This is a genomic window from Flavobacterium aeripolare, assembly GCF_013294025.1.
Taxonomy (GTDB): domain Bacteria; phylum Bacteroidota; class Bacteroidia; order Flavobacteriales; family Flavobacteriaceae; genus Flavobacterium.
Genome location: NZ_JABSNL010000001.1, coordinates 34,834 through 50,293, shown reverse-complemented (window position 1 = coordinate 50,293; position 15,460 = coordinate 34,834). Strand labels below are relative to the sequence as shown.

Genomic DNA, 15,460 nt, shown 5'->3' with positions numbered 1-15,460 from the left:
ATTGCCTTTTCGAACAAAAAAAATTCCAAAACCAAAACCTTTAAATGAAGTTTTGATTCTGGAATTCTATATATTCAATGCTATGATACTATACTAATTTCTTAGCATTTTTCACATTTTGATCTGTAAGTGCCACTTTAAGTACTTCACTCATTTCTTTCACAAAATGAAAAGTCAAACCATCTAAATACTCTGGTTTGATTTCGTCAATATCACTTTTATTCTCATGACACAAGATGATTTCCTTAATATTAGCTCTCTTTGCGGCCAATATCTTTTCTTTAATACCACCTACAGGCAATACCTTTCCTCTTAAAGTAATCTCACCAGTCATCGCAATATTTTTCTTAATGCGCTTTTGTGTGTATAAAGACACTAGTGAAGTAAGCATCGCAATACCAGCACTAGGTCCGTCCTTAGGGGTTGCTCCTTCTGGAACGTGCAAGTGAATGTTGTTTTTAGTTAGAATTTCAGGATTGATTCCTAGAATTTCAGCATTTGCTTTGATGTATTCTAAAGCAATAGTTGCTGATTCCTTCATCACATTCCCAAGATTACCCGTGATAGTCATCGTTCCTTTACCCGGAGAAATTAAAGATTCGATAAATAAAATATCTCCTCCTACACTTGTCCATGCTAGACCTGTAACCACTCCTGCAACATCGTTACTTTCATATTTATCTCTAATCATTCTAGGCGCGCCTAAAACCTTGATAAGATCCTCATCAGTAACTTTCTTATTATACTCTTCCTCCATCGCAACAGATTTTGCCGCATTTCTAATCACCTGAGCGATTTTTGCTTCTAATCCACGTACTCCTGATTCTCTAGTATATCCTTCAACGATTTTTTCTAATTGTTTTTTTCCAATAGTCAAATCTTTCGAAGTTAATCCGTGTTCTTTTAATTGACGCGTTAACAAATGCTGACGGGCAATTTCTACCTTTTCTTCGATAGTATAACCAGACATTTTAATCACTTCCATCCTATCGCGTAATGCTGGCTGGATTGCTCCCATGTTATTTGAAGTAGCAATAAACATCACCTTAGATAAATCAAATCCCATTTCTAAGAAATTATCATAGAAAGCATTGTTTTGTTCCGGGTCTAAAACTTCTAATAATGCCGACGATGGATCTCCTTGATTGCTATTTGACAATTTATCAATTTCGTCTAAAACAAAAACAGGGTTAGCCGTTTTAGCTTTTTTCAAACTCTGAATAATACGTCCTGGCATAGCGCCAATATATGTTTTTCTATGTCCTCTAATTTCAGATTCATCACGCAAACCACCTAAAGAAATACGAACATACTCTCTACCTAAAGCTTCAGCAACCGAGCGACCAATCGAGGTTTTACCCACACCTGGAGGTCCTGTCAAACAAATAATAGGAGACTTCATATCATTTCGCAGTTTTAATACTGCCAAGTGCTCAATCATTCTCTTTTTTACCTCTTCTAATCCAAAGTGGTCTCTATCTAAAATCTTTTGCGCTCTTTTTAAATCAAAATTATCTTTTGAATATTCGTTCCAAGGCAATTCTAAAAACAACTCCAAATAATTTCTTTGAATTCCGAAATCAGGAGCTTGCGGATTCATACGACGCATTTTAGACAATTCTTTCTCAAAATGTTTTTGCGTTTTTTCGTCCCACTTTTTAGTTTTTGCTTTTTGGGACATCTCATCCATCTCCTCTTCTTGTGAAACGCCACCAAGCTCTTCTTGGATGGTTTTCATTTGTTGATGCAAGAAATACTCTCTTTGCTGCTGATCTAAATCAAAACGAACTTTTGACTGAATGTCGTTTTTAAGTTCTAACTTTTGCAACTCAATATTCATATAACGAAGCGTTTCTAATGCTCTGTCTTTAAGATTACTAATAGCTAATAGATCTTGCTTTTCTTTAACACTCAAATTCATGTTTGACGTCACAAAATTGATAAGGAAAGATTGGCTTTCGATATTTTTAATAGCAAAAGTAGCTTCGCTAGGAATATTCGGGCTCTCCTTAATTATCTGGATAGCAAGATCTTTAACCGACTCTAAAATCGCTAAAAATTCGCTGTCCTTTTGATCAGGTCGACTCTCTTCAAACTCCTTTATTGTAGCAGTTAAATAAGGATCCTCTGCAACAACAGTATCAATTTCAAAACGTTTTTTACCTTGTAGAATTACTGTCGTATTTCCATCAGGCATTTTTAAAACGCGTAAAATTCTTGCTACAGTCCCTATAGTGTGAATATCATCTTTAGTAGGATCTTCGTCTTCCTCGTTCTTTTGAGCAACGACTCCTATTATTTTACCCGCAGCATTAGCATCATCGATTAATTTAATCGATTTGTCGCGTCCAGCAGTAATGGGAATTACTACTCCAGGAAATAAAACCATGTTTCGCAATGGTAAAATAGGCAATGATTCGGGCAGTTGCTCGTTAATCATTTCCTCTTCGTCTTCAGGTGTTAATAATGGAATCAATTCGGCTTCAGAATCAAATTCTTGAAGTGACAAGTTGTCAATTGTTAGTATTTTATGGTTTGACATAGTATTTTTTAAGTCTTTTTGTCATTAAGTTTAATAATCCAGGTAAATATTGGCTTCGCTTTAATTAAAATACAGCAAGAAACACTTTAATTTATTTACAGTGTTAATGGGGCAATCACTGTGCCATTAAATGAAAGTGATTTTCTGTAATAATTTTGCATGCCTCCCTTTAATCGCTGTATTTATCTATTCGAAGGGACTAAAATAGCAATAAATTGCAGTTTAAAGTAATGCAATCAAATTATTTTCTATAAAACTGTAACAAGCTAGTAATTCAATCGTCTTTATAAGTAACTAGCAACATCTAATTGAAAATTAACCAACAAGACAGTAGCCATTTAGTAGTGCTTTGCAAACAACAAAATCAAAAAGCACAATTCGAGATTTATAATCGTTACTGTAAAGCGATGTATAATGTGGCGCTCCGTATTGTAAAAGACCAACATTTTGCCGAAGACATTATGCAAGAGTCTTTTTTAAAAGCGTTTACTAAAATTGATAGTTATCAAGGAGATGTCAGCTTTGGTGCTTGGTTAAAGAGAATAACAATTAACTGCAGTATCGATTTCTATAAAAAGAACAACAAGAACTACTTAGAAGATTACAATAATGCAGTGGCATCTGTTCCAGAAATTACTGAGCAGAACCAAGAATGTAGCGACTTACAAGACCTTAAAACACAGCATTTACTAGCTGCTTTAATGGCTCTAAAAGAAAGCTATCGTGTAGTGCTTACCCTATTTTACATTGAAGGATATGACCAAGAAGAGATTAGCCAAATAGTAGGTATTTCGGATAGTAACTGCAGAACAACACTATGCCGCGCAAAAGAAAAATTAAGATCAAATTTAATGCAACTATGAAAGATGAAATGGATAACTTAGATCACTTATTTTATAATAAAGAGCAAGAAGATTGGGACACAGCACAACTTCCCTCAGGACACCATGACCGATTTAAACAGCGACTTACTAAGAACAAACCAAAGCGCTTACTGCCCTTCTATCTTAGTATTGCTGCTATGCTATTGCTTTTCCTGGGACTTGCGTTTCACTATGCAAGGGAACCAAAAACCAAGGAATACCAATTTGCATCGCAACAAAATAAACAAACAGATTCTATTTTTTCTGTAATAATCACTAGCAAGCTCAATGAAATAAAAGATAAAAAATCTCCTGAAAACGAGAAGATCATTGCAGATGCTATGAAACAAATGAAACAATTAGATAATGATTATGATAAAATAATAATTGAACTCCAAAAAAACGGAGAGAATAAAATCATTATTGCTGCATTAATTAGCAACCTAGAAACCCGAATTTCATTTTTAAAGGAGGTTTTACAACACATAGAAACAAACGAACATTTAATGAGCCTGCGACATGAAGAAACTACTTAGCCCCATTGTATTACTCTTGCTGATTCCGCTGGTTGTTTTTTCGAATGAAAGCAATTTTGCAATCACAAAACAGAAAACCATTAAAAAAACTTATCTGGTAAACTCTGATGCCAGTTTAGCCATTTCGAATCTATACGGAAACATAACAGTAATGTGCTGGGACGAGGATAAAATTGATCTTGATATTGTTATTAAAGCCAGTAGCAATAGTGAAAAATGGGTCAATCAACGTTTAAATGATATAGCTGTAGACATTGTAGCACTAAAGGGAATAGTTACAGCAAAAACAATTTTAGCGAGTTTAAACGTTAAAAACAAAAATGGAAATAATAGCTTTGAAATCAATTACATTGTGAAAATTCCAAGAAATAGTGCTAATGTATCGTTGACAAATAAATTTGGAGACATTACCGCAGCTGACTTAAAAGCAAGTACAATAATAGATTGTAAATATGGGACAGTGAATCTAGCACGATTAACAAACGAACAAAATACTATTGCGATGAGCTACTGCGATCACTCAAAGATTTCGTTTTTAAACAACGGAAGTATCACCGCAAAATACTCTGAACTTGCTATTGATGAAGTAAATCAACTAGACCTTAATTCAGAGTATACTAATGTTGCTATACTCAATGCTACAGCTATTAAATACACCAGTAAATACGGAACTTTAGATTTTAAGAATGTTAAAAATCTAAATGGTTTGGGGAATTACCTAAAATTGAAAATTGGTACTTTAAGTAACAGCTTGAATATCAATACAAAATATAGCGATATCAATTTAAAATCCATTAACGCAAAGGCAAATACAATTAATTTAGTCACTAACTTTAGCAATATTAAATTAGGCTATAGTGAGGGGTTTGACTTTGATTTTGAAATTGCTACAAAATATGCCAACGTTAGTTATCCTAATGACTTAATTATTACCAGTAAAGAGGAAACGAACTTAAGTAAAAAGTACATTGGGTACAGCAAGAAGAATTCCGGCAATAGCATTAAAATTTCTGCCGATTACGGAAATATATCATTAACCAATAAATAAACTAATCATGAAAAAAAGTATCAAACTAGCGGCTTGCTTAAGCCTATTATTCGTTTTTGCAGCAAATGCGCAGTGGAAATCAAGAAAAAAAATTAAAGGAAATGGCATCATTGTAACAGAAAAACGTACCACCGCTGATTATGACCAAATAAAAGTTGGAGGTTTTTTTGATATTCTGCTAGTCGATGGAAAAGAGGGAAATATTACAATTGAAGGCGAAGAAAATATTATTCCTGCAGTGGTTGTCGAAGTTACTAATCATGTACTTACTATTTACCCAGATAAAAATACCAACTTCACTAGTAGAAAAAGGCTCGTGATTACAGTTCCCGTGGAAGCTGTATCTGCAGTTTCACTAGCAGGATCAGGAAGTATTATTTCAAAAACAACAATAAAATCAGACAATCTATCGGTACAACTATCAGGATCAGGAGATATCAATCTTTCACTGATTGCTAAAAATGTGAAAACATCACTTAGCGGTTCTGGTGACATTGTTTTGACCGGTACGACAACGAGTTATGATACTAGCTTAGCAGGTTCAGGAGATATTGAAAGTGACGAACTAGTTGCTATGAATGTAAATGCAGCATTATCTGGATCAGGAGACATTAGTGTAAATTGCAGCACTGACTTACAAGCCACAGTAGCTGGTTCAGGAGACATCACGTATAGCGGTAAACCATTAAAAAAAGAAACTAAAGTGAGTGGATCAGGTAGAATATCTATGAAGTAATCCCTACTTTACAATGTAAAAAGCTGCTATGACGTGATTATAGCAGCTTTTTTATTTTCGAATATTAAGATGACTTCTCTTTCTTTATCATGGCTAGCATTACAAATCCTAGTAAAAAGAATACTGCCAATATTAAAAAAGAGTTTCTCATTGAGTTTGTGAGCGCTCCCACAAACCCGAAGATAAAAGTCCCAAACACAATAGCAAATTTTTCGGTTACATCAAAAAAACTGAAATAGGTAGCGTGGTCCTCTGTATCTGGTAATAATTTTGAATAAGTAGAACGTGACAACGATTGAATTGCTCCTAGAACCATACCTATCGTCCCTCCTAGCGCATAAAACTGTAAGTCTATTGATTCACTTTTTGCATCAAGCATATATGCTGCTACACATATCCCACACCAGATCATTATGGTGATTTTTAATGTATTAATGTTCCCTATTTTTTCTGAAATTCTAGAGAACAAGAAGGCTCCAAAAATAGCAACCAAATTGATAATTAAAATAATAATGATCAATTTACTAGTGTCAATTCCTAATTCTTTTTTACCAAATAATCCTGCCAATAAAATTACCGTTTGAACTCCTATACTATACAGGAAGAAAGCAATCAAGAACTGCTTAAGCGCTAGTTGTTCTTGAACATTTTTAAATACTATTTTCAGTTCTTTTAATCCCTTAAAGATATAATCCTTCTCAGGCTTTTTATGAAATACGTTATTAGGCAAATAGTAAAATGTAACTTGTGCAAAGCCTATCCACCAAATCCCTACTGCTAGAAACGAAATCCTAGCTGGTAACGAGCTATCCGTGATTCCAAAAAGATCTGGCTTCATTACTAATAGTAAACTAAAGCATAAAAGTAATAACGAACCTAAATAACCAAACATAAAACCCTTTGCACTTACCCTATCGTGTTGTTCAGGGTGTGCAATTTCAGGCAAATAAGAGTTATAAAAAACAATACTTCCCCAAAAACCAATACTAGCAAGAATGGTTCCTACTATTCCTATCCAAAGCGTGTCTTGACCTGTAAAAAAGAAGAGGCTAATAACTGACAGTGATCCCAAATAACAAAAGAACTTTAAGAACTTTTTTTTATTTCCAGTATAATCAGCGATTCCTGATAAAATAGGAGAAAGTAGCGCCACGATTAAAAATGAAAAAGACAATGAATACGATAACAGCGTACTATTATTAAAATCTGTACCTAAAAATTCAACTCTACCACCATTGTTACCCGTAACCGAATCATAATAAATAGGAAAAATTGCTGTAGCTATAACTAAGCTGTATACTGAGTTTGCCCAATCATAAAAGGCCCATGCATTTATTAATTTTTCGTCTCCTTTTTGTAATGATTTCATAGTAGATAATTTTGGACTAATGTATTTAATTTATTCTTCAACTTATGAAAAGTATGAAAAATAATCATAAAAAAAGCCAATTCCGAAGAATTGGCTTTGAACTATATGTTAGAACGCTTATTTAAATACAACACCAAATTTAGCTGCAGTAGCTTTTGCTTCTGGAAGCATCGCTTTTAAGTTTGCAATTCTAGTAGCATCAGAAGGGTGCGTACTCATGAATTCTGGTTGTGCAGCTCCATCTGAATTAGCCGACATTCTTGACCAAAATTCTATTGCTTGATCTGGATTGTATCCTGCAATTGCCATTAGTGTCAAACCTATTTTATCTGCTTCTGTTTCATTACTTCTACTAAACGGTAACATAACTCCGTATTGTGATCCTAAACCGTAAGCAGTACCAAATGCCTGCTGAGCTGCGGCACTTTTTCCTGAAGTCGCTACTGATAATCCAGCACCTACATATTCTTGAATTTGTGAAACACTCATACGTTGTGCACCATGATTTGCTAATGCGTGAGAAACCTCATGCCCCATTACAGTTGCTAAACCAGCATCATCTTTAGTAATTGGTAATATCCCTGAATAAACAACAATTTTTCCTCCTGGCATACACCAAGCATTTACATCAGGACTATTCACTAATTTATATTCCCATTGGTATCCCTCTAGGTAAGCTGTTTGTCCTAAAGACGCTAAATACTTTTCGGCTGCAACTTTAATTTTCATTCCAACTGTTTCTACTTTCTTAGCTTCTGCAGTTCCTGTGATAACTTTGTTTTCTTTCAAAAATTCACCATACTGCTGAAAAGATGTTGGAAACAATTCACTGTTAGAAACAAAATTTAGAGTTTTTTTACCTGTTAATGGGTTTGTAGCACAAGAGAATAATAATCCTACTATTCCTAATCCTACTAATATTGAATGCTTTTTCATGGTTATTTATTTAATTAGTTAACAAAAATACAAATATTATTCACTAATCATTTATATAATTTAGTTCATTTATATCATTATAAAACTATTTACTCCCCACTTAAATGCAAAACATGAAATTCTTTTGGCACAATCAAGTATCCATTTGCATTGATTTGATCGCAATTAAAATCTTCACTTTCATTGTTTAGCTGAATACTTTTGACTTTAAAAGGTAGTCCAATTAAGTTAATCTTGTAATCAGAATAATTAGTTTCAAATTTACCCTCTTTATGCAATTGTATAATCACCTCTTTCTCTTTACCGGTTACCTGAAAAGTTAAAAAGCTGTATCTTCCTTTTTTATAATCATAACCATCTTGCGCATCTTCATACACCACAGATTTTTCAATTCCTTCTTTATAGTATAAATCTAATGTGAGTTCGTCAAAATCCAATTCCTCAACATATTGCTGCACCGGATATTTAGGAATAACTGCTCCAGCTTTAATGAACAAGGGAATCTCGTCAAACTTAGTGTCGACCCACATTTCTTTTCCACCGCAAACTAATCTATTTGTCCAGTAGTTATACCACTCCCCTTTTGGGAGATACATTCTACGCCCAACAGAATTTGGTTCTAATATAGGGCAAACTAAGATTTGGTTACCAAAGATGAATTCATCATTACGATAATGCGTTTGCGTATCTTCTTGATCGTAATATACAAGTGGTTTTAACATAGGAACACCTTCCTCAATATACTGCCAGAACATAGTATATAAATACGGTAATAACTGGTATCTTAAATTTACAAATTTTCTAGTGATATCAATTACTTCTGTATCGAATGCCCAAGGTTCTTGATCGCCATGATCTCCAGATGAGTGTGTTCTACAAAAAGGGTGAAACACCGCTAATTGAATCCATCGCGCATATAATTCGCCGGAAGGCTGCTCTGCAAATCCACCAATATCTGAACCCGTGAATCCCATTCCAGAAATAGACAAACGTTGTACTTGTATATTTGCGATCCATAAATGCTCCCAAGTGGCTACATTATCTCCTGTCCATGACGAACTGTAGCGTTGCGTTCCTGCATAAGCAGATCTTGTAATTATAAAAGGACGTTTAGGATACGTATATTTTTTAACTCCGTGATAAGTAGCGCGAGCCATTTGCATACCATAAATATTATGTGCTTTTCTATGACTGCAAGGGTTACCGTCATAGTCATGGCGCACGTCCATAGGGAATGTTTTATTAGGAACCTCCATAACTGCAGGTTCATTCATATCATTCCAAACTCCTTTGACACCTACGTCAGCAATTAATTCTTTGAATAATCCAGCCCACCACTCTCGCACTTCGGGATTTGTATAATCAGGAAAATTACATTCTCCTGGCCACACCTTTCCTTTCATATAAGGTCCGTCAGCTCTTTTACAAAAATAATCGTTCTTTAAACCCTCTTGATAAACATTGTATTCTTTGTCAATTTTAATTCCAGGATCGATAATCACCACAGTTTTAAAACCATCATCAGACAGCTCTTTTACCATCCTTTTAGGATCAGGAAAATATTCTTTATTCCACGTAAAACATCTAAAACCTTCCATGTAATCGATATCAAGATAAATCGCATCACACGGGATTTTAAGTTCTCTAAACTTGGCTGTAATTTCTTTTACATTACTCTCTGGAAAATAACTCCATTTACACTGATGATAGCCTAAAGCCCACAATGGTGGTAACTCAGGTTTACCAGTAAGATCAGTATATGTAGTAACAACATCCTCCATTTGAGGACCATAAATGAAATAATAATTCATCTCACCACCCTCAGACCAAAAACTAGTTACATTTCTACGCTCTTGACAAAAGTCAAAAAACGTTCTAAAAGTATTGTCAAAGAAAATTCCGTACGCTTGTTTATTTTGTAATCCTATATAAAACGGAACCACTTTGTATAAAGGTTCCTGGTCTTTTTGAAAAGCATATTGATCTGTAGCAAAATTCTCAATACGCTTGCCTTTTAAATTCATTTGGGTAGCTTTATCACCCAAACCATAAAAAGACTCCCCATCTTTTGAAGCTTTACTCATTTTAACGATGTTCCCACCAAACTCGTAACTCTCCTCCCAGTGAAATCCTAGCTCGTCTTCAAGCAACACTGCTCCAGACAAATCATAGATAGATACTCTTAAATCGGCTTTCTGGATTTTACATTTTACTTTGCTTGTTTGTATTTGGTAATAATCTACCTCATCAGTAAATTCTAAAGCATTGTAACCATGCAATTGCGTGGTGTCAATCGCATACGAAAAGTCATTGCTGAAATAGCCTTTTGTTGTAAAACGAAAACGAATTAAACTATCTCTAAGTACGGTTACTTTTAAAATAACATTATTGTCTGTATTGAAATAAAAAGAGTCTACATTTTTTTCAAATGACACTATTTTTGTTGGATATAAATCTCCTTTGTATTCTAATTCGGTATTTGTTATCATACTATTTGCTATTATTATTTGACCTTCACTTTGCTAGTAAACTTACAAAAAAAAGGTCTTAAAGCTTTATTATTAGCTTGTTATTAACGAAATCGTTGTATAATTCTTCCTCTCTTTTTTATCGCTATTTTGCATTTATTGTTTTGCAACAGCTTAAAAAACGGAATTCACAATAAGCGCACTTTAAAAATTACTTCTATTGCGTAATTTTAAAAACCTTAACACTTAGTGGTCCCAATACTAAAGCTGCGGAATGTGCTCTACCATCGTAACTAATAGCATCAATTTTGACTTTTTTGCTGTCTTTGACATCACTTCCGCCGTAAATTTTAGCATCCGAATTAAAAATTTCGATCAAAGATCCTTTCTTTGGGATACCTATGCGGTACTCTTCTCGTACTACTTGAGTGAAATTACAAACTACGATCAGGTTGTCTTTCTCCATATTTCCTTTTCGAATAAAAGAAAAAACTGCATTTTGATGATCTGAATAATTGATCCATTCAAATCCGTCAGCACTAAATTGTTTTTCATACAAAGCAGGTTCCGATTTATAAATTGTATTTAAGTCAGTAATAAGCTTTTTTATACCACTATGATAGGGATATTGCAATAAATGCCAATCTAAACTTTGTTCAAAATTCCACTCTGCACTTTGTCCAAATTCACATCCCATAAATAAAAGCTTTGTTCCGGGGTGCGTAAACATATAACCGTACAGCAATCTTAAATTTGCAAACTTTTGCCATTCATCACCTGGCATTCGACCGAAAATTGATTTTTTACCGTGTACTACCTCATCATGAGACAAAGGCAGCATGAAATTCTCAGTAAAAGCATAAGTCATCGAGAATGTTAGTTCGTTTTGATGGTATTTTCTATACACAGTATCTTTCTTAAAATACGTTAGTGTATCATGCATCCAACCCATCATCCATTTCATTCCAAATCCGAGACCACCCATATCTGTAGGTCTAGAAACCATAGGAAACGAGGTACTTTCTTCGGCAATGGTTTGTACGCCTTCATAATTACTATAAACAGCCTCATTAAAATCTTTTAGAAAACTAATGGTATCTAGATTTTGGTTTCCACCAAAGATGTTAGGTTCCCATTCGCCGTCATTTCGAGAATAATCAAGATACAACATAGAAGCCACTGCATCAACTCGCAGTCCATCAACATGGTAGTGATGAAGCCAGAATAGTGCATTGCTTATTAGAAAGGAACGAACCTCACTGCGACCGTAATTAAAAACCAAACTCTTCCAGTCAGGATGGTAGCCTTTTCTTCTATCAGGATGCTCGTATAAATTAGAACCGTCAAAAAAGCCTAACCCATGCGCGTCATCAGGAAAATGTGAGGGAACCCAATCAAGTATCACTCCAATATCATTTTGATGCAATCGCTCAATTAAATGCATGAATTCCTGCGGTGTTCCAAAACGTGATGTAGGTGCAAAATAACCTGTCAACTGATATCCCCACGAAGGATCGTATGGATACTCCATGACCGGCATGAACTCGACATGAGTAAACCCCATTTCTTTAACATGCGTCACTAAATCAACAGCAAAATCTAAATACGTTAGAAAATTTGTTCCGTCATGTGAACGCTTCCAAGATCCTAAATGCACTTCGTAAACTGAATAAGGCTTGTCTAAATTATTAAAGTCTTTGCGGTTTTTAAGCCACTTTTGATCGTCCCATTGATATTCTAAATCCCAAATCACCGATGCCGTATGTGGTGGTTTCTCACAGTAAAAGCTAAACGGATCTGCTTTTTCAGTCACTACGCCACCTATAGCAGAGGTTATCTTGTATTTGTAAATAGCGCCATGGCCAACATTAGGTATAAAACCCTCCCAGATACCTGAGGAATCCCAACGTACTTGTAATAAATGCGCTCCGCCGGTCCAATAATTAAAATCACCTACAACAGATACTGTCGCCGCTGAAGGAGCCCAAACAGCAAAATAAACGCCTTTTACACCGTCTTTTTCAATTATATGTGCGCCTAGTTTTTCATATAAACGGTAATGCTTACCTGCTTTAAATAAGTTGATATCAAAATCAGTAAAAAGAGAATGTGTTTGTACGGTACTCATATAAGGCTGTGATGTAATAGTAAATGAATGTAAAATAGTGCAATTGTAGTCCTGTTATCCTATGCGGTAATTATCAGGAATGATTGCGCCTTTTTTAATAACTACAATTCCTTCTTTAACCACATAAAGTTCATTTGCAAAATCTTCTAAATGATTCCCTCCTTTTATATAAACATCATTTCCTATACGGCAATTTTTATCTACTAAGGCACACTCTATGTGACAGCGTTCCCCAATACCTATTAAGTTTTTACTGTTTGCAATGTCTCTCTCTATTTCTTCTAAACTTTGATACAAATCATTACCCATAACATAGCTGTTGCGAATAATAGTCTCCTTACCAATGCGGGCTCTAATCCCTATAACCGATTTCTTAATCTCTGCAGCACTGATAATACAACCTTCAGAAATTAAGGACTCTTCGATTAGCGAGTTATGAAATTTAGATGGTGGTAATAATCTAGGACGAGTATAAATTTTATTATCGTTATCAAATAGATTAAATTGAGGAATATCATCCGTTAAACCTATGTTTGCTTCAAAGAAAGAATCAATATTACCAATATCTGTCCAATAGCCTTCATATTGATAACTTAGTATCTTACGGTTCCCTACAGCTTGAGGTATAATCTCTTTACCAAAATCTTTAGTATCAGGATCGCTCATCAACTCTTCTAGAAGCGCTCTGTTAAAAATGTAGATTCCCATCGAAGCTAGGTATTTTTTACCCTCACTCTTCATTTGATCGCTTACATCAGATTCCCAATCAGGTAGAAGCGCGGTAACTGGTTTTTCGATAAAAGAAATGATTTCGTTTTTATCGTTAGTTTTTAATATCCCAAAATCTGGTGCATCCTTAGCGTTCACTGGTAGGGTTGCTATTGAAATTTCAGCCCCAGAATTCATGTGAGCTTCAATCATATCGTTAAAATCCATTTGGTACAACTGATCTCCAGAAAGTATCAAAGCGTAATCAAACTCATGGTTTAAAAAATGCGGCATGCATTGTCTCACCGCATCGGCAGTTCCTTGAAACCAAGTTGGGTTTTCAGGTGTTTGCTCAGCAGCAAGTATGTCTACAAACGCCTGACTAAATGCGTTAAAGGTGTAGGTGTTCTTAATATGTGCATTTAAAGACGCTGAGTTGAACTGCGTGAGCACAAACATCCTCTTAATGTCAGAGTTTAAACAATTTGAAATAGGTATGTCAACTAATCTGTATTTTCCGGCAATTGGTACAGCTGGCTTTGATCGAGTAGCAGTTAAAGGAGATAATCTTGATCCTTGCCCACCTCCAAGAATAATTGATACTACATTTTTCTTTTTAAATTTCATACTTTATCTATTAATAGTTTGTAAACTTCTAAATATTCTTGACACACACGTTCCCATGAGTGATCCGTATTCATGCCTAATTGAATGACCTTATTCAGGTGCTCTTTATCACTGTATAATCCTATCGCTCTCTTGATAGAATAACAAATATCTCCCACTGAGGCTTGATCGTGACAAATACCGTTTCCGTTATCACCATAATCAACAACTGTATCTTGTAAACCACCCGTGCGTCTAACTATAGGAACTGTTCCATAACGCATAGCATACATCTGGTTTAATCCACATGGCTCAACTCTTGAAGGCATTAATATAAAGTCGGCACCTGCATAGATTAGATGCGCTAGTTCTTCATTATATCCTATGTAGGTATTGTAATTCCCTTTATAATCTCCTAATAAGCTATTCAAGTCATTTTCTATTGCAGTGTTCCCTGAACCTAGAATTAAAATATTTATCTCTTTGTAATTTTCTGATAGTGCTAATGCAGCAGCTTGAGCTAATAAATCGCCTCCTTTCTCACTTAACAATCTTCCTATAAAAGAGAAAAGTGGTTTAGTAGGATCTAAATTAAACAGCTTACAAAGTATTTTTTTATTCTCTAATTTTCCTATTTCAAAACTGGCTACGCTATAATGTTTTTCTAATAATTTATCTGATTCAGGATTCCATACTTGCGTATCAATTCCGTTCAAGATTCCCCTAGACTTATATTGTACCATAGTAAACAAGCGTTCGAGACCATTTGCAAAATGACTGATCTCCTCTAAGTAGCTTGGAGAAACTGTTGTTACATGCCAAGCACATTTAACCCCTACTGCGAGCGAATTAATACAATAATCCCACTCTAGCAAATTTGCATGCTCAATATCAAATTCAGGTAAGTAATGTAGTTTATCAAAGCCAAATTGTCCTTGATACAAGCCATTGTGAATAGTGATAATTGATGGTGTATTACGCAATACTTCGTAGCGATGCGAGTACAACATCATAAAAGGAATTAAACCTGTGTGGTGATCATGGCAATTAATAATGTCAGGCACCGTAGCACGATGAGAAAGCCAATTTAATGTTGCAATTTGAAAAGAAATAAATCGCTCGATGTCATCTTCGTAACCGTAAACATCTGGCCTATCAAATAACGACGGAATAGCGACTAGATAAAGTTCGAATCCTAATTTATTGGTGTTTTCCTTCAAAATCTCATACGGAAATTCAAAGGGACCCATTTTTACAACATCTTCGTATACCGCTGTAAACTGGTTTTTCTCCTTGAACTTTGTATCATAGCAAGGCATGACTACACTAACTGTGTTTCCTAGGCTATTTTGATATTTTGGTAATGCACCTACCACGTCTCCCAGACCACCTACCTTTGCAACAGGATAGCATTCTGCACTAATATGAACTATATCCATTACATTTTTTTATATTTTTACTTACTGATGATCAATATAACTACGATTTCTATTTAGTAATCTTACAAATGTTAGCTATTT

The 15,460-nt window shown here is 34.8% G+C and carries 11 protein-coding genes; 4 read left to right on the top strand and 7 right to left on the bottom strand.

The features are described 5' to 3' along the window. Positions 1 to 88: 88 nt before the first annotated feature. The gene (lon, locus tag HNQ00_RS00205; RefSeq protein ID WP_173835909.1) at positions 89 to 2,542 is read right to left on the bottom strand and encodes an endopeptidase La; all 2,454 of its coding nucleotides are present in this window, start codon (positions 2,540 to 2,542) and stop codon (positions 89 to 91) included. A 308-nt stretch (positions 2,543 to 2,850) separates the two neighbouring features. Here lon and HNQ00_RS00200 point away from each other — a divergent pair, with 308 nt between their 5' ends. The 4 genes from HNQ00_RS00200 to HNQ00_RS00185 are packed head-to-tail and all read left to right on the top strand — an operon-like array spanning position 2,851 to position 5,725. After that, positions 2,851 to 3,405, top strand: coding sequence for an RNA polymerase sigma factor (locus HNQ00_RS00200; RefSeq protein ID WP_173835907.1), 555 nt, complete (start codon positions 2,851 to 2,853; stop codon positions 3,403 to 3,405). Next, positions 3,402 to 3,941: an anti-sigma factor gene (locus tag HNQ00_RS00195; protein ID WP_173835905.1), complete on the top strand. Its 540-nt coding sequence runs from the start codon at positions 3,402 to 3,404 to the stop codon at positions 3,939 to 3,941. Before HNQ00_RS00200 ends, HNQ00_RS00195 begins: the two co-directional genes overlap by 4 nt. Further along, entirely contained in the window at positions 3,925 to 4,989 is a 1,065-nt protein-coding gene (locus HNQ00_RS00190) for a hypothetical protein (RefSeq protein WP_173835903.1), read from the top strand. The genes HNQ00_RS00195 and HNQ00_RS00190 overlap by 17 nt, the downstream gene beginning before the upstream one ends. Before the next feature lie 7 nt (positions 4,990 to 4,996). Then, positions 4,997 to 5,725, top strand: a complete 729-nt coding sequence (locus HNQ00_RS00185; RefSeq protein WP_173835901.1) for a head GIN domain-containing protein — start codon at positions 4,997 to 4,999, stop codon at positions 5,723 to 5,725. A 64-nt stretch (positions 5,726 to 5,789) separates the two neighbouring features. Here HNQ00_RS00185 and HNQ00_RS00180 read toward each other — a convergent pair whose 3' ends face one another. The 6 genes from HNQ00_RS00180 to HNQ00_RS00155 form a co-directional block, all read right to left on the bottom strand. Then, complete coding sequence (locus HNQ00_RS00180; protein ID WP_173835899.1) at positions 5,790 to 7,094, bottom strand: MFS transporter; 1,305 nt, start codon at positions 7,092 to 7,094, stop codon at positions 5,790 to 5,792. A gap of 117 nt (positions 7,095 to 7,211) precedes the next feature. Continuing rightward, positions 7,212 to 8,030, bottom strand: coding sequence for a M48 family metallopeptidase (locus HNQ00_RS00175; protein ID WP_173835897.1), 819 nt, complete (start codon positions 8,028 to 8,030; stop codon positions 7,212 to 7,214). An 89-nt stretch (positions 8,031 to 8,119) separates the two neighbouring features. After that, on the bottom strand, positions 8,120 to 10,519 hold the full coding sequence (locus HNQ00_RS00170) for a glycoside hydrolase family 31 protein (RefSeq protein ID WP_173835895.1): 2,400 nt from the start codon (positions 10,517 to 10,519) through the stop codon (positions 8,120 to 8,122). 196 nt (positions 10,520 to 10,715) lie between these two features. Then, positions 10,716 to 12,626, bottom strand: coding sequence for a 1,4-alpha-glucan branching protein GlgB (glgB, locus tag HNQ00_RS00165; RefSeq protein WP_173835893.1), 1,911 nt, complete (start codon positions 12,624 to 12,626; stop codon positions 10,716 to 10,718). A 54-nt stretch (positions 12,627 to 12,680) separates the two neighbouring features. After that, entirely contained in the window at positions 12,681 to 13,961 is a 1,281-nt protein-coding gene (locus HNQ00_RS00160) for a glucose-1-phosphate adenylyltransferase (protein ID WP_173835891.1), read from the bottom strand. Next, entirely contained in the window at positions 13,958 to 15,379 is a 1,422-nt protein-coding gene (locus HNQ00_RS00155) for a glycogen synthase (RefSeq protein ID WP_173835889.1), read from the bottom strand. Before HNQ00_RS00155 ends, HNQ00_RS00160 begins: the two co-directional genes overlap by 4 nt. Positions 15,380 to 15,460: the final 81 nt, after the last annotated feature.

Bases quoted from the DNA above. Each gene is read 5' to 3' on its own strand.
- lon (WP_173835909.1), bottom strand. From the start codon at position 2,542: ATGTCAAACCATAAAATACTAACAATTGACAACTTGTCACTTCAAGAA.
- HNQ00_RS00195 (WP_173835905.1), top strand. From the start codon at position 3,402: ATGAAAGATGAAATGGATAACTTAGATCACTTATTTTATAATAAAGAG.
- HNQ00_RS00190 (WP_173835903.1), top strand. From the start codon at position 3,925: ATGAAGAAACTACTTAGCCCCATTGTATTACTCTTGCTGATTCCGCTG.
- HNQ00_RS00185 (WP_173835901.1), top strand. From the start codon at position 4,997: ATGAAAAAAAGTATCAAACTAGCGGCTTGCTTAAGCCTATTATTCGTT.
- HNQ00_RS00170 (WP_173835895.1), bottom strand. From the start codon at position 10,519: ATGATAACAAATACCGAATTAGAATACAAAGGAGATTTATATCCAACA.
- HNQ00_RS00180 (WP_173835899.1), bottom strand. From the start codon at position 7,094: ATGAAATCATTACAAAAAGGAGACGAAAAATTAATAAATGCATGGGCC.
- HNQ00_RS00175 (WP_173835897.1), bottom strand. From the start codon at position 8,030: ATGAAAAAGCATTCAATATTAGTAGGATTAGGAATAGTAGGATTATTA.
- HNQ00_RS00160 (WP_173835891.1), bottom strand. From the start codon at position 13,961: ATGAAATTTAAAAAGAAAAATGTAGTATCAATTATTCTTGGAGGTGGG.
- glgB (WP_173835893.1), bottom strand. From the start codon at position 12,626: ATGAGTACCGTACAAACACATTCTCTTTTTACTGATTTTGATATCAAC.
- HNQ00_RS00155 (WP_173835889.1), bottom strand. From the start codon at position 15,379: ATGGATATAGTTCATATTAGTGCAGAATGCTATCCTGTTGCAAAGGTA.